The sequence below is a fragment of the Mycobacterium sp. AMU20-3851 genome, assembly GCF_043974665.1.
Lineage (GTDB): Bacteria > Actinomycetota > Actinomycetes > Mycobacteriales > Mycobacteriaceae > Mycobacterium.
The window spans coordinates 1,578,076-1,591,634 of record NZ_CP146371.1 but is presented as its reverse complement, the minus strand read 5'-3'; the positions used below and the strand labels follow the sequence as shown (position 1 = coordinate 1,591,634).

Sequence of the window (13,559 nt, the reverse complement as noted above, 5' to 3'; positions counted from 1 at the left end):
GTGCTGACCCTCAAAGCTGCGGGTCTTCTCGACGTCGATGCCGGGGCGATTGTTCGCCCCGGCATCGTTCGTGTCGATGGGGACCGGATTGTCGGCATCGGAGAAGGCCCGGAAGGCGAAAGCTCCGACGTCATTGACCTGGGTGACGCTTACCTGTTGCCCGGCCTGATGGACATGGAGGTCAACCTGCTGATGGGCGGCCGCGGGGAGAACCCGGGGCTGTCCCAGGTGCAGGACGATCCGCCGACCCGGGTGTTGCGCGCGGTGGGCAACGCCCGGCGCACCCTGCGCGCCGGGTTCACCACGGTGCGCAACCTCGGGCTGTTCGTCAAGACGGGCGGATATCTGCTCGACGTCGCACTCGGCAAGGCCATCGATGCGGGCTGGGTCGACGGTCCGCGCATCGTGCCGGCCGGGCACGCCATCACCCCCACCGGCGGGCATCTGGACCCGACGATGTTCGCCGCGTTCATGCCCGGCGCCCTGGAGTTGACGGTCGAGGAGGGCATCGCCAACGGTGTCGATGAGATCCGCAAGGCGGTGCGCTACCAGATCAAGCACGGCGCACAGCTGATCAAGGTGTGTGTCTCCGGCGGGGTCATGTCCCTCACCGGAGAGGCAGGCGCCCAACATTATTCAGATGAGGAGCTGCGCGCGATCGTCGACGAGGCGCACCGCCGTGGGCTACGGGTCGCCGCGCACACGCACGGCGCCGAGGCCGTCAAACACGCGGTGGCGTGCGGTATCGACTGCATCGAGCACGGCTTCCTGATGGACGACGAGGCCATCCAGGCCCTCGTCGACAACGACCGTTTCCTGGTCACGACCCGCCGGTTGGCCCAGGCAATGGATGTGTCGCATGCACCGAAGGTGTTGCAGGCCAAGGCCGCCGAGATGTTCCCGAAGGCAGAGACATCGCTCAAGGCCGCGTACGAGGCCGGGGTCAAGATCGCCGTCGGCACCGACGCACCTGCCATCCCGCACGGCCGCAACGCCGACGAACTGGTCACCCTGGTGGAGTGGGGCATGCCGCCGGCCGCGGTGCTGCGGGCCGCGACGGTGGTCGCCGCCGACCTCATCAACGCGACCGACCGCGGTCGGCTGGCCGAGGGCCTGCTCGCCGACATCATCGCCGTCCCGGGCAACCCGCTGGAGGACATCACCGTTACACAGGATGTTAAATTTGTAATGAAGGGCGGTAAGGTCTACAAGAATGGGTACGCCGATGGCTCCTAGCCGAACAGACGATCTTGTCGAAATCCAGCAGCTGCTGGCCAAATACGCGGTCACCATCACCCAGGGTGATGTCGAGGGGCTGGTCAGCGTCTTCACCCCGGACGGCACCTACAGCGCCTTCGGTGACACCTATACGCTCAACCGCTTCCCGGTACTGGTCGACGCCGCGCCCAAGGGCCTGTTCATGACCGGTACCGCGTTGGTGGATCTGGTCGAGGGCGCCGATACCGCCTCGGGTACCCAGCCACTGTGCTTCATCGAACACTCCAAGCACGACATGCGGATCGGCTACTACCGGGACACCTACGAGCGCACCGCGGAGGGTTGGCGCCTGAAAACCCGTGCCATGACCTTCATCCGGCGCAGCGGTGATCACGACCACGGCCGGCCGCACGCGATCGGCAGGCCGGAGGCCGGATGAGCGAGCGCAGCGAGCGAATGATGGATCTGCAATGCCGGAGCCGAGCCCGCGAGGCAACGGCATGAGCGAGCGCAGCGAGCGAATGATGGATCTGCAATGCCGGAGCCGAGCCCGCGAGGCAACGGCATGAGCGAGCGCAGCGAGCGAATGATGGATCTGCAATGCCGGAGCCGAGCCCGCGAGGCAACGGCATGAGCGAGCGCAGCGAGCGAATGATGGATCTGCAATGCCGGAGCCGAGCCCGCGAGGCAACGGCATGAGCGAGCGCAGCGAGCGAATGATGGATCTGCAATGCCGGAGCCGAGCCCGCGAGGCAACGGCATGAGCGAGCGCAGCGAGCGAATGATGGATCTGCAATGCCGGAGCCGAGCCCGCGAGGCAACGGCATGAGCGAGCGCAGCGAGCGAATGATGGATCTGCAATGCCGGAGCCGAGCCCGCGAGGCAACGGCATGAGCGAGCGCAGCGAGCGAATGATGGATCTGCAATGCCGGAGCCGAGCCCGCGAGGCAACGGCATGAGCGAGCGCAGCGAGCGAATGATGGATCTGCAATGCCGGAGCCGAGCCCGCGAGGCAACGGCATGAGCGAGCTGCATGATCCGGCCGTGTTCCGCACGGCGCTGCAGGCCTGGCTGGACGCCACCGATCTGACTCCTCCGGACGACCATTCGCTGGAAGCGCACATGACGCAGTTCCGCCGCGTGCAGCGGGCGCTGTACGACGCGGACTTCGGCCGCTACGGCTGGCCCGAGTCCGCCGGTGGGCTGGGCGGCCCGGCGATCCTGCGTGCGATCGTGGGCGAGGAGATCGTGGGCCGGCGGTTGGCCGAACCGGGCCCGTGGTCGATGCTCGAGGTGCTGGCGCCGACGATGATCGACTACGCGACAACGGAACTCGCCGCCGAGATGGTGCCGAAACTGCTGTCCGGCGAGGAGCAGTGGTGCCAGGGATTCTCCGAGCCCGGTTCCGGCAGCGACCTGGCCTCGCTGACCACCCGCGCCGTGCAGGACGGCGACCGCTGGATCATCAACGGCCAGAAGGTGTGGACGAGCTTCGCCCAGTTCTCGCACCGCTGCATCCTGCTCACCCGCACCGGTGAGGGCTCTGCTGATTCCCCGTCGCTTCGCTCGCCCCATGCCGGGATCACGGCGTTCTTCGTCGACACCGATACCCCGGGCATCACGATCCGGCCGTTGCACACCATGCACGATGTCGACGAGTTCTGCGAGGTCTATTTCGACGATGTGGTCGTCGATGCGAGCCGCATGCTCGGTAAGCCCGGCGACGGCTGGCAGCTCGCGATGGACCTGCTTCCCTACGAGCGGTCGACGTGCTTCTGGCAGCGCATCGCCTATCTGTACTCGCGGTTCGACGCGCTGATCGGCGAGGTCAAAGAGCAAGGCCAGGTGGTGGATTCGGATATGGGTGAGGCATACCTCGCCCTGCACACGCTGCGCTGCCGGTCCCGCGCCACCCAGCAACGCCTGGCCGAGGGCAACAAGCTGGGTCCGGATACCTCGATCGACAAGGTGTTGCTGGCCGGCGCCGAACAGCGGCTGTACGACACCGTTCGCGATCTGCTGCCGGGCACGATCGAGCTGGAGGACACCCCGTGGCGGACCGAGTACCTGTACTCGCGCGCCGCCACCATCTACGGCGGTACCGCCGAGGTGCAGCGCAACATCATCGCCCGTCGCCTGCTGGATCTCGGGAAGGAGTGAGCACGATGGATCGCGATTCACTCGAATTGCTGGAAGACGGTCTGCGCAAGACCATGCTGAGTTGCTCGGGCCCCGACCTCGACGCAGCGCTGACCGAGCTCGGCTGGGCCGACATGCTCACCGACATGCCCGAGATCGCCGTCCCGCTGGTGTTCCGACTTCTCGGTGAAACCGGTTCGCATGCATCGGTTCTCGTCGACGTAGTGCTGCACGCTACCGGGAACACCATCGGCGACACCGTCGAGCTGCCGCTGCCCTACGCGGGCAACTCATGGGTGGTGTGGGACCGGATCTCGGTCGAGAGTGCCGACCCCACATTGGGCGGCCTGCCACTGCGCCGCGAGGAGGAGGGTTATCCGATCCGGGTGGCCGAGGCCCGGGTCGCGGTGGGTTGGTGGCTGGTCGGATCGGCACGGGCAATGTTGTCGCTGGCGCGTCAGCATGCACTGGACCGCGTGCAGTTCGGTAAACCGATCGCGGGATTTCAGGCGGTGCGTCACCGGTTGGCCGAAACACTGGTGGCGATCGAGGGTGCCGAGGCGACGCTGACCCTGCCCGGGTCCGAGAGCCCCGACCTGACCGCGCTGCTGGCCAAGGCCGCTGCCGGCAAGGCCGCGCTCACCGCGGCCAAACACAGCCAGCAGGTTCTCGGCGGTATCGGCTTCACCGAGGAGCACGATCTGCACCGGCATGTGAAGCGCGCCCTGGTTCTCGACGGGTTGCTGGGCAGTTCCCGCGAGCTCACCAAGAAGGCCGGCGCGGGTCTGCGCGCCCGGGGTTCGGCCCCGAGACTCACTCACCTCTGACGTTTCTCAGTACGCCGACGCTACGGTTTCTGCGGCCCGACGGCCGAAAGTCGGGCACAAACCGTGGTGTCGGCGCGCCCGCACCGCAGGGAAAGAAGGTTTTCCGGTAGCCCTTCTGAAAATGCGAAAATGAGAATAGTATTCTCGTCATGAGAAAGCTAGAGTCTCCGACACGTACGTCGCGAGGGGGTGGAGCAGGGCGATGCCCAGGCATTCTCCGGTACAGTCCATTCATGCCCTTCCCACGCCGTTCGCATCTGAGGCGCCGGTGACCAGCGCAAGCGAGGAACCCGCCTGGAAGCAGCGCGCGGTCGAACGGTCCATCAAGACCGCCAAGTTGCGGGCCGCCCAACGCGTCCAGCGCTTTCTCGACGCAGCCCAATCGATCATCATCGAGAAGGGCAGCACCGACTTCACCGTCCAAGAGGTCGTGGACCGTTCACGTCAGTCGCTGCGCAGCTTCTACCTGCAGTTCGACGGTAAACACGAGCTTCTGCTCGCCCTTTTCGAGGATGCGCTGAGCCGGTCCGCGGACCAGATCCGGGCCGCCACGTCGGGTCAGACCGACCCGATCGAACGGCTCAAGGTCGCCATCGAGCTGCTCTTCGAGTCCTCGCGGCCCGACCCGACGGCCAAGCGCCCACTGTTCACGGACTTCGCGCCGCGCCTGCTGGTCTCGCATCCCTCCGAGGTCAAGGTCGCCCACGCCCCGCTGTTGGTGCTGCTCACCGAGCTCATGGAGGAAGCGCACGAGGCAGGGAAGCTGCGCCCCACCGTCAACCCTCGCCGGATGGCCGCGATGACGATGCAGACCGTGATGTTCGTCGCACAATCCAGCGGCAGCGATGACGCCACCAACAAGCCCATCAGCGCCGCGGAAGTATGGGACTTCGTCGCTCACGGTTTCACTACCGAAGACTGAGAATCACGTTCTCGGCCGGTTGCGTCCGACCCTCTTGATCTCGCCACGACGGGCCTTCGTATGCCCTCTGGAGAATCGCATTCTTCTCTCCTGAGAGTAGAAATATTCGGATTTGAGTCTGTCATTGACACGGGTGTGCTGCCGGTGACAGAGTGCTGAGCAAGTGCCAAACTTCAGCAGAATCGAGGACCACATGGCAGGGCGCGTAGAAGGCAAGGTCGCTTTCGTCACCGGCGCGGCGCGCGGACAGGGCCGCAGCCACGCAGTTCGACTGGCTGAAGAGGGCGCAGACATCATCGCGATCGACATCGCGGGCCCCATCCGCCCGGGTGTCGAGACCGCCATCCCCGCCGCCACCCCGGACGATCTCGCCGAGACGGCGAACCTCGTCAAGGGGCTGAACCGCCGCATCGTCACCGCCGAGGTGGATGTGCGTGACTTCGCCGCAGTCAAGGCCGCGGTGGACAGCGGCGTCGAGCAGCTCGGCAAGCTGGACATCATCGTCGCCAACGCCGGTATCGGCAACGGCGGCGACGTGCTGCACGAGACCAGTGATGAAGACTGGGACGAGATGATCGACATCAACCTGTCGGGCGTCTGGAAGTCGGTCAAAGCCGCTGTGCCACATATCATTGCCGGCGGGAACGGCGGTTCGATCGTGCTGACCAGTTCGGTCGGCGGGCTCAAGGCCTACCCGCATTGCGGTAACTACATCGCCGCCAAACACGGTGTGGTCGGCCTCATGCGGACCTTCGCGGTCGAGTTGGGCCAGCACATGATCCGGGTGAACACCGTCCACCCCACGCACGTCTCGACACCGATGCTGCACAACGACGGCACCTTCAAGATGTTCCGTCCCGATCTGGAGAACCCGGGTCCCGACGACATGGCGCCGATCTGCCAGCTGTTCCACACCCTGCCCATCCCGTGGGTCGACCCGGTGGACATCAGCAATGCGGTGCTGTTCCTCGCGTCCGACGAGGCCCGTTACGTCACCGGTGTCACGCTGCCGGTCGACGCCGGTAGCTGCCTGAAGTAAGCGATGACCGACACCGTCCTGGTCACCGGGGCGTTCGGTCTCGTCGGGTCGGCGACGGTGCGTGCCCTGGCCGCCGCCGGCCACCGGGTGGTGGCCACGGATCTGGACAACGAAGCCAATCGCACCAAGGCTGCGGGACTTCCGCTCGGAGTCGAGGCGCACTGGGCCGACTTGACCTCGCCGGCCGATGTCCAGGTGCTGCTCGCCGAGGTCGCACCGGACGCCATCGTGCATCTGGCCGCGGTGATCGCGCCGGCCATCTACCGTGTCCGCGAACTGGCCCGCAAGGTCAACGTGGAGGCGACCCGGACCCTGGTGGACACCGCGGCGGCGGCGCCGCGGCCACCCCGGTTCGTCCATGCCTCCAGCAATGCGGTCTATGGCTCGCGCAACCCCTACCGACACCCCGATCCGGTCACCGCGGACACACCGCCGCGCCCCAGCGAGCTCTACGGCGGGCACAAGCTGGAATCCGAGTCCTACGTGCGGAATTCGAGTCTGGAATGGGTCATTCTGCGTCTCGGCGGGGTGATGAGCACCGACCTGTCGGCACTGCCGCTGGGACTCGACGCGCTGTACTTCGAAAGCGCCCTACCGGTGGACGGTCGCATCCACATGGTCGACGTCCGCGATGTCGCAGCCGCTTTCGCCGCCGCCACCACCGCGGACGTGGGCGGGGAGATCCTGCTCATCGCCGGTGACGACACGCACCGGATGCGGCAGGGGGATGTGGGGTCGTCGCTGGCCGCGGCCCGCGGGTTCCCGGGCGTCCTGCCACCGGGCCGGCCCGGCGATCCCGACAGCGAGGACGACTGGTTCATCACCGACTGGATGGACACCACCCGCGCGCAGGAAGCCCTGCGATTCCAACATCATTCCTGGCCGGACATGCTCGCCGAGATCGCCGCGCAGGCAGGGTGGCAACGCCGACCGGCCGGGCTGATCGCGCCGCTGGCGCGGATGTTCGTCAAACGTCTCGGCGCCTACCGCAAGGAGCCCGGCATCTACGCCGATCCGTGGCGGGTGCTCAGCGCAAGGCTGGGTGACACCGGATTGGATACCCCGCGGTCATGACCGTATTGGTGATGGGAGCCAGCGGGTTCCTCGGCTCCCATGTGACCCGGCAGCTGGCATCCCGCGGCGACGATGTCCGGGTGCTGCTGCGCTCCTCCAGTGACACCCGCGGCATCGACGACCTCACCGTGCAGCGTCACTACGGTGGGTTGTTCGACGACGAGGCGTTGCGCACCGCGATGACCGGATGCAACACCGTCTATTACTGCGTGGTCGACGCCAGGATGTGGGTGCGCGACCCGGCGACGCTCTTCGCCACCAACGTCGAGGGACTGCGTCACGTCCTGGATGCCGCGCTGGACAGCGGCGTCGACCGGTTCGTCTTCACCAGCACGGCGGGCACGCTGGCCGCCCCCAACGGCCGCCCGGTCACCGAGGATGACCCCGCCGACTGGGACGGTGGCGGCCCATACATCGAATCACGCCGGGCTGCAGAGGATCTGGTACTGCGCTATGCCCGCGAACGTGGCCTGCACGCGGTCGCGCTGTGCATCTCCACCACCTACGGCCCGGGTGACTGGCAACCCACCCCGCACGGCGGGGCGCTGGCCATGGTCGCCGCCGGAAAGCTCCCGTTCTACTTCGGCTACTCCCAGGAAGTGGTGGGCATCGAGGACGCCGCCCGCGCCATGCTGCTGGCCGGCGAGCACGGCCGCAGCGGCCAGCGTTACATCGTCTCGGATCGCTTCATGAGTTCCCAGGAGGTGCACCGGATCGCGGCCGAGGCCGGCGGGGTCCGTGCGCCGCGGATCGGTATCCCGATGCCCGCCCTGCACGCCGGTGCCCGGCTGAACGACCTGGCCTCCGGACTGCTGCGCCGGGACCTGAAGTTCGCCGCCGTCGGCATGCGCATCGTGGAGAACATGGGGCCGCTCGATCATTCCAAGGCCACTCGCGAACTGGGCTGGACGCCCGAACCGACCGAGGAGTCGATCCGGCGCGCGGTCCGGTTCTACGCCGCGCGGCGCTGATGCGCTGGGTGATCGGGGACGGCACCGGTCTGGCGATCCCGGCCGATCCGGAAACCCTGCGCCACGCCGGCCCCGATTTCCTGACCACCGCGATGCGCCGATTCGGCACGCTCGACGCGGACAACACGGTCGACCGCATCACCAGATTCGAGGAGTGCGGCGGCGGAAGCACAGGCCGGAAGGCACTGCTGGATGTCGAATATGCACGCGCGCAACCCGGCCTGCGCACCGAACTGTTCGTCAAGTTCTCCCGCGACTTCGACCACCCACGCCGCGACCGCGGAAAGTCGCAGATGGAACTGGAGGTCGGGTTCGCCGCGCTGTCCGCGCGCACCGAACTTCCGGTGGCGGTACCGGCCTGCGCGTTCGGCGACTACCACCGCGAATCCTGCACCGGCCTGCTGGTCACCGAACGCATCGGCTACGGCAGGGGGAGGGTCGAGCGACACTACGAGAAATGCCTCGACTATGCGATGCCCGACCAACTCGGTCGCTACCGCGCGCTGTTGACCGGGGTGGCCCGGTTGGCCGGCGCGCACCGATCGGGTCTGTTGCCTGCCTCGGTGGACGCCGAGTTCGCGTTCGATGCCGAGCGGGTGAGCGTCGGCAAGCGCATCCGGTGCGACGATGCCGAACTCATCGATCGTGTCCGGCGGGTGGTGGATTTCGGTGCCACGCATCCGGGTCTGCTGCCTGACGGGACCGCGTTCGCCGACCGCATGCTCGGCGAAGTTGCACGGGTGGCGGCCGCCGAGGATGACGTGCTGACCTGGTTACAGGGCACCGGTGCCCACAACGCGCTGTGTCACTGGAATGCCAACGTGGACAACGCCTGGTTCTGGCGGGATCCCGACGGGGTACTGCGGTGCGGGTTGATGGACTGGGGCTGCGTCAGCGTGATGAACGTGGCGATGGCGCTGTGGGGTGCGCTGTGCAGCGCGGAGACCGAGCTGTGGCGCGACCACCTGGATGATCTGCTCGAACACTTCGCGACCGAATTCGCCGCCGCGGGCGGCCCCGAGCTGGATACCGGGCTACTGCGTACCCAGTTGGTCCTCTACGCCGTGGTGATGGGGGTCGCCTGGCTACTGGACACTCCTCGGATGGTGTGTGCGGCGATACCGGACCTGGCCGAGGTGACCGACCGGCGCGATCCGCGGATCGCCGGCGCCGAGGCTGTGCGGGCGCCGTTGCTGATGCTGTCGAATGTGTTGCACCTGTGGGAGACCGAGGATATCGGTGCGTTGATGCGACTGGTTCCGACGTAGACCGTCGCTCTCGCGGCCATTGCCTTTCCCAACCGCTGTCGACGCGGCGCTCCTCGCACACGGTCGGCGCGGGGATCGATGGTATCACCGAAGTCCTGATTTCAGGCCTGTAGCCGAGACCATAGAAAAGTGCTTGCGCGCCTCTGATTTTCGACGTTTGATCGAACAAACGTTCGAAGCAAAGAGGCTCCCGGCGCTATCGGTGAGCCCGTGTCGGCGCCCCACGGTCGCCGACAGGTTCGACAACCCTGGCGGGGGTTGGTCTGAGCCGTGGTGCCCCCATGGGGCGTGCGTGTGTTGGCCTTGTCCGAAAGGTTGGGTCCCGGGATGGACGCCACCGATCTCAATTGTGTTGTCGATGCTTTGATCGATGATCTTTCGCCGATTGCGCCGCCGGATGACGATGCGGAGCGCACGTTGTTCCATCTGCTGGAGCGTCCGCGACGGGTCATCGATGACGAGGCGTTGTTGGCGGTGCTGGCCGCGGCCGTCACCGCGGGGAATCTGTTGGCCTTTGTCGTCGCGTCGGCGGTCACGGCCGCGGAGCGGTCGGGCCTCCCGGCGCGCCGGCACCTACGCACCGGAACCGATCTCTTGGCGCTGTTGGGGATGGCCCCGGGGGCGGCGGCACGCGCGGTGCGGGTCGGGCGCGCGGCGCATCTGTTGCCGGCGTTGACCTCGGCCCAGCGCCTGGGCGGAGTCGGTATCGAGTTCGCCGACGCCGTCGGCAAAGGCGTCAACCACATCAATTCCAGAACCGAACTCTCCGAGCAGGATCGGGCGAGTGTGGTGACGAAGTTGATGACCAAGACCACCCCTGCCGCCGTGGACAAGAAGGCCCGGGCGATCGCCATCGACCGCGCAGTGAACTTGCCACCGGAAAACGGGCGGTGCCCGTCGCTGAGGACACCGCCCTCAACGCGATGACCCTGGTGCAAAACGAGGAAGGCCGCTTTGAGGCCGCCCTCGACCTGGACGTGGGTACCGGGGAAGAACTGTGTGCGGCATTGGATCCGTTGTGCCGTCCCGTGCCACTGCCGGACGGTTCGCCGGATCCCCGCCCCATTGATAGGCGCCGTGGTGACGCGATCGGGCAGATTCTGCGCACGTTTCTGGCGCAGTCGACGCGACCCATGTCCGGCGGGGTGCTACCGCACGTCACCCTCATACGGCCAGGCGCCGCGGCGGTGCGCAGCGAGGAGGCTGTGGACCGGCTCGGATTCGGTGGACCCGTCAGCGCCGCAACCGCCGACCTGATCGCGTGCGACTCCACGCTGACGTCGGTGATCGTCGACCACACCGGAGTACCACTGGGCGTCGGCCGCAGCGAGCGCCTGTTCACCCCCGCGATCCGCAAGGCGTTGGGGGTGCGTGACGGTGGGTGCGCGCACCCCGGTTGCGGGCGGCCGGTGTCCTGGTGCGATGCCCACCACATCCAACCGTGGAGTCACGGCGGCACAACGAGTTTGGACAACGGTGTGCTGCTGTGCCGGCTGCACCACACCCTGATCCACCACGGCGGCTGGCAGGTCTACCTCGGCCGCGACAGACACCCCTGGTTCATCCCACCCCGCAAGCCGGGTGCGTCCGAGCCGGAGCATCTGCGCTCCCACACCAGGCGCACCATGACCGACCTACCCACCGCCGCGTAACCCGAACCCTCACCGCACCTTGTCAACTGAACAGTGAATCCGGGTCCCGCTAGCGCGCCACCTTCCGGCTGCCGGGCTCGGTGCCGATCACGCCGAGTTCTTCCAGTGCCGCGATCTCCTCGCCGGACAGACCGAGCTGGGCAAGCAGCAGATGGTTGTGCTCGCCGAGCAGCGGCGCGGGCGCATGATGAAAGGAATCCGGCCCGTGCGACACCGAGATCGGCAACGTGCTGTGCAATGCGGCGTTGTTCACCGAATGCCCGACGAACTCGAAGAAGCGCCGGTGCCGCAGCTGGGGCAACTCGGTCTGCCGGTGCGGCTGCATCACCTTGGCCACCGGAACCCCGGCCGGCCAGAGGGTTTCGACGATCTCGTCGCTGCTACGCGGCAGACACCAGGCGGCCAGCTCCACATCGATACGATCGTGGTTCGCCCTTCGCCCGGCCGCGGTGCGCAGCTCAGCGGCCACCGCCCAGGCCGGCCGTCCCAGCGCATCGACCAGCGCCTCCCACTGGGCGTCGGTGGCCACGGCGATGGCCACCCAGCTGTCCGCCCGGTCGAATTCGTCCATGTCGGCGCTGCGGTAGAGGTTCTGCGGCGCGGCCGCCGGCCCGCGGTTGCCGTCCCGCTGCAGCAGCGCTCCGTAGGCGGAATGCTCGATCACCTGCTCGGCGGCGATGTTGAGCGCCGCGTCCACCATCGCCGCCTCGACCAGGACCGCCTCACCGGTACGGCGACGGTGCTCAAGGGCCAGCAGCAGCGCGTTGAGCGCGTGCACACCGGCGTTCGGGTCACCCACCGAGTAGGGCTCGAACGGGGTCCGGTCCGGGTATCCGGTGAGCCAGCTCAGACCCGAGGCGTCCTCGATGATGTAGGCGAAGGCCGGGTTGTCCCGCCAGGGGCCGTCCAGCCCGAACCCGGGCATCCGCACCATGATCACGCCGTCGCGTAGTTCGCGCACCGACTCGAAATCAAGGCCGATCTGATCGATCACCCGCGGCGTGAAATTCTCCACCACCACATCGCAGGTGGCGATGAGCCGGCGCAGCACCTCCCGGCCCTCATCGGTCTGGAAGTCGAGCGTGAGACCGAGCTTGTTGGTGTTCAGCGCGGAGAAGATGGGCGAACGCTCCCACCAGAGCTCCTCGCTGGCCGGGATGCCGGCGATCAGCCGGGTGCCGTCCGGACGGGCGGTGGACTCCAGATGGATCACCTCGGCGCCCAGCATCGCCAGCACGTGGGTGCAGGACGGACCCGCCCAGAACGTGGTCATGTCCAACACCCGCAGCCCGCTCAGCGGAAGCCGGTCGCGATCCGGTTCGCCCGCCGGACCCGGATGCGGTGGGAGTTCCTGCGCGGCTACCTCGTCGGTGTGCTGCCCGAGGGCCGGGGCCGCGGCAGCCGGCCGCAACGCGACACCGGATAACCGGTAGGGATGCGCCGGCTGCACGAACCCGCCGTCCGGGTGCTCCACGAATGCGCCACGCTCCACGAAATGGTCCATGCCGGTGACGTTCTCGCCGTTGCCGACCGGCGAGTTCGGGATCCGGAAGGCCGAGGCTAGCTCGCGCAGGTCATCGACCCGCTGTTCACGAACCCAGGCATAGAGCTCCTCGGCGTGCAGGTTGGCCTGCTCGGTGATGGTCAACGTGGTGTCCTCGTCGATCCATTCATCGTGCCCGGACATCGCACACAGGTCATGCCACTGCTGGGCCGTCCCGCACCCGAGCGCGACGAGTCCGTCGGCGGCCTCCGCGACACCCGGGACCGTCGGCTTGCGCTCGGTGCGCCACGGCTTGTCCAGCATCTCGAAATAGGTGACCGGATAGTAGGTGAGACAGAGGATCTGGGCTTCCAGCGCGGATAGGTCGATCAGCTCGCCGTGACCGTCGCGCAGCCGGCGGACCCGGAACGCCTGGGTCATCGCGGCGGCGTAGGCACCGGTCACCCAGTCCCCCACCTGTCCCCCGACGTGTACCGGGGCCCGGTCCTGCGACCCGCGGCCGATGCCCAACGCTCCGCCGGACCAGGCCTGCAGGGTGAACTCGGTGGCCGGTCGGCCCTGCCACGGGCCGTCCAACCCGAACGGCGTGATCGCGGTGACGATCAGGTGCGGGTACCGCCGGTGTACATCCTGCGGCGAGATCTGCTCCGCCACCGCGGATCCGGGTGACCAGATCAGTGCGTCGGCGCCCGCCAGCAGCCGGTCCAGTGCGACGCCCCGGGTGACGACGCTGCGCTTCCCCCCGGCCAGGAATTTGAACAGCGCACCGCTGTCCCCGGCGGGGATGTCCGCCCCGGAGGCCGACCATCGCCGCAGCGGGTCGCCTCCGGGTGGTTCCACCTTGATGACGTCGGCGCCACCGTCGGCGAGGATCTTGGTGCAATAGGCGCCCGCGATCCCCGTGGACAGATCGATGACGGTGAGCCCGGTTAGCGGTGCGTTCAT

Annotated in this window: 12 protein-coding genes; 11 read left to right on the top strand and 1 reads right to left on the bottom strand. The window is 67.4% G+C overall.

The genetic code is table 11. The annotated features are described in order from the left end of the window. From V4U86_RS07770 to V4U86_RS07720, 11 genes are all read left to right on the top strand, one after another. On the top strand, positions 1-1,236 hold the full coding sequence (locus V4U86_RS07770; RefSeq protein ID WP_395310686.1) for a metal-dependent hydrolase family protein: 1,236 nt from the start codon (positions 1-3) through the stop codon (positions 1,234-1,236). Further along, positions 1,226-1,657 carry a nuclear transport factor 2 family protein gene (locus tag V4U86_RS07765; RefSeq protein ID WP_395311953.1) on the top strand — a complete coding sequence of 144 codons (432 nt, stop codon included), beginning with the start codon at positions 1,226-1,228 and terminating at the stop codon, positions 1,655-1,657. Before V4U86_RS07770 ends, V4U86_RS07765 begins: the two co-directional genes overlap by 11 nt. A gap of 581 nt (positions 1,658-2,238) precedes the next feature. Next, complete coding sequence (locus V4U86_RS07760) at positions 2,239-3,378, top strand: acyl-CoA dehydrogenase family protein (RefSeq protein ID WP_395310685.1); 1,140 nt, start codon at positions 2,239-2,241, stop codon at positions 3,376-3,378. A gap of 5 nt (positions 3,379-3,383) precedes the next feature. Then, the gene (locus tag V4U86_RS07755; protein WP_395310684.1) at positions 3,384-4,184 is read left to right on the top strand and encodes an acyl-CoA dehydrogenase family protein; all 801 of its coding nucleotides are present in this window, start codon (positions 3,384-3,386) and stop codon (positions 4,182-4,184) included. 202 nt (positions 4,185-4,386) lie between these two features. Next, entirely contained in the window at positions 4,387-5,106 is a 720-nt protein-coding gene (locus V4U86_RS07750) for a TetR/AcrR family transcriptional regulator (protein WP_395310683.1), read from the top strand. A gap of 193 nt (positions 5,107-5,299) precedes the next feature. Next, positions 5,300-6,145 carry a mycofactocin-coupled SDR family oxidoreductase gene (locus V4U86_RS07745; RefSeq protein WP_395310682.1) on the top strand — a complete coding sequence of 282 codons (846 nt, stop codon included), beginning with the start codon at positions 5,300-5,302 and terminating at the stop codon, positions 6,143-6,145. A gap of 3 nt (positions 6,146-6,148) precedes the next feature. Beyond that, positions 6,149-7,219 (top strand): NAD-dependent epimerase/dehydratase family protein, encoded by a 1,071-nt coding sequence (locus V4U86_RS07740; RefSeq protein WP_395310681.1) that lies wholly within the window; start codon positions 6,149-6,151, stop codon positions 7,217-7,219. Continuing rightward, a complete protein-coding gene (locus V4U86_RS07735) occupies positions 7,216-8,190 on the top strand; it encodes an NAD-dependent epimerase/dehydratase family protein (RefSeq protein ID WP_395310680.1) in 975 nt (324 codons plus the stop codon). Before V4U86_RS07740 ends, V4U86_RS07735 begins: the two co-directional genes overlap by 4 nt. Then, positions 8,190-9,458 (top strand): hypothetical protein, encoded by a 1,269-nt coding sequence (locus tag V4U86_RS07730; RefSeq protein WP_395310679.1) that lies wholly within the window; start codon positions 8,190-8,192, stop codon positions 9,456-9,458. Before V4U86_RS07735 ends, V4U86_RS07730 begins: the two co-directional genes overlap by 1 nt. A gap of 327 nt (positions 9,459-9,785) precedes the next feature. Then, the gene (locus V4U86_RS07725) at positions 9,786-10,385 is read left to right on the top strand and encodes a hypothetical protein (protein WP_395310678.1); all 600 of its coding nucleotides are present in this window, start codon (positions 9,786-9,788) and stop codon (positions 10,383-10,385) included. Further along, on the top strand, positions 10,382-11,110 hold the full coding sequence (locus tag V4U86_RS07720; protein WP_395310677.1) for an HNH endonuclease signature motif containing protein: 729 nt from the start codon (positions 10,382-10,384) through the stop codon (positions 11,108-11,110). Before V4U86_RS07725 ends, V4U86_RS07720 begins: the two co-directional genes overlap by 4 nt. A 49-nt stretch (positions 11,111-11,159) precedes the next feature. Here V4U86_RS07720 and V4U86_RS07715 read toward each other — a convergent pair whose 3' ends face one another. Then, positions 11,160-13,559, bottom strand: coding sequence for a CaiB/BaiF CoA transferase family protein (locus tag V4U86_RS07715; protein ID WP_395310676.1), 2,400 nt, complete (start codon positions 13,557-13,559; stop codon positions 11,160-11,162).

Bases quoted from the DNA above. Each gene is read 5' to 3' on its own strand.
- V4U86_RS07765 (WP_395311953.1), top strand. From the start codon at position 1,226: ATGGCTCCTAGCCGAACAGACGATCTTGTCGAAATCCAGCAGCTGCTG.
- V4U86_RS07760 (WP_395310685.1), top strand. From the start codon at position 2,239: ATGAGCGAGCTGCATGATCCGGCCGTGTTCCGCACGGCGCTGCAGGCC.
- V4U86_RS07755 (WP_395310684.1), top strand. From the start codon at position 3,384: ATGGATCGCGATTCACTCGAATTGCTGGAAGACGGTCTGCGCAAGACC.
- V4U86_RS07750 (WP_395310683.1), top strand. From the start codon at position 4,387: ATGCCCAGGCATTCTCCGGTACAGTCCATTCATGCCCTTCCCACGCCG.
- V4U86_RS07745 (WP_395310682.1), top strand. From the start codon at position 5,300: ATGGCAGGGCGCGTAGAAGGCAAGGTCGCTTTCGTCACCGGCGCGGCG.
- V4U86_RS07740 (WP_395310681.1), top strand. From the start codon at position 6,149: ATGACCGACACCGTCCTGGTCACCGGGGCGTTCGGTCTCGTCGGGTCG.
- V4U86_RS07735 (WP_395310680.1), top strand. From the start codon at position 7,216: ATGACCGTATTGGTGATGGGAGCCAGCGGGTTCCTCGGCTCCCATGTG.
- V4U86_RS07730 (WP_395310679.1), top strand. From the start codon at position 8,190: ATGCGCTGGGTGATCGGGGACGGCACCGGTCTGGCGATCCCGGCCGAT.
- V4U86_RS07725 (WP_395310678.1), top strand. From the start codon at position 9,786: ATGGACGCCACCGATCTCAATTGTGTTGTCGATGCTTTGATCGATGAT.
- V4U86_RS07720 (WP_395310677.1), top strand. From the start codon at position 10,382: ATGACCCTGGTGCAAAACGAGGAAGGCCGCTTTGAGGCCGCCCTCGAC.
- V4U86_RS07715 (WP_395310676.1), bottom strand. From the start codon at position 13,559: ATGAACGCACCGCTAACCGGGCTCACCGTCATCGATCTGTCCACGGGG.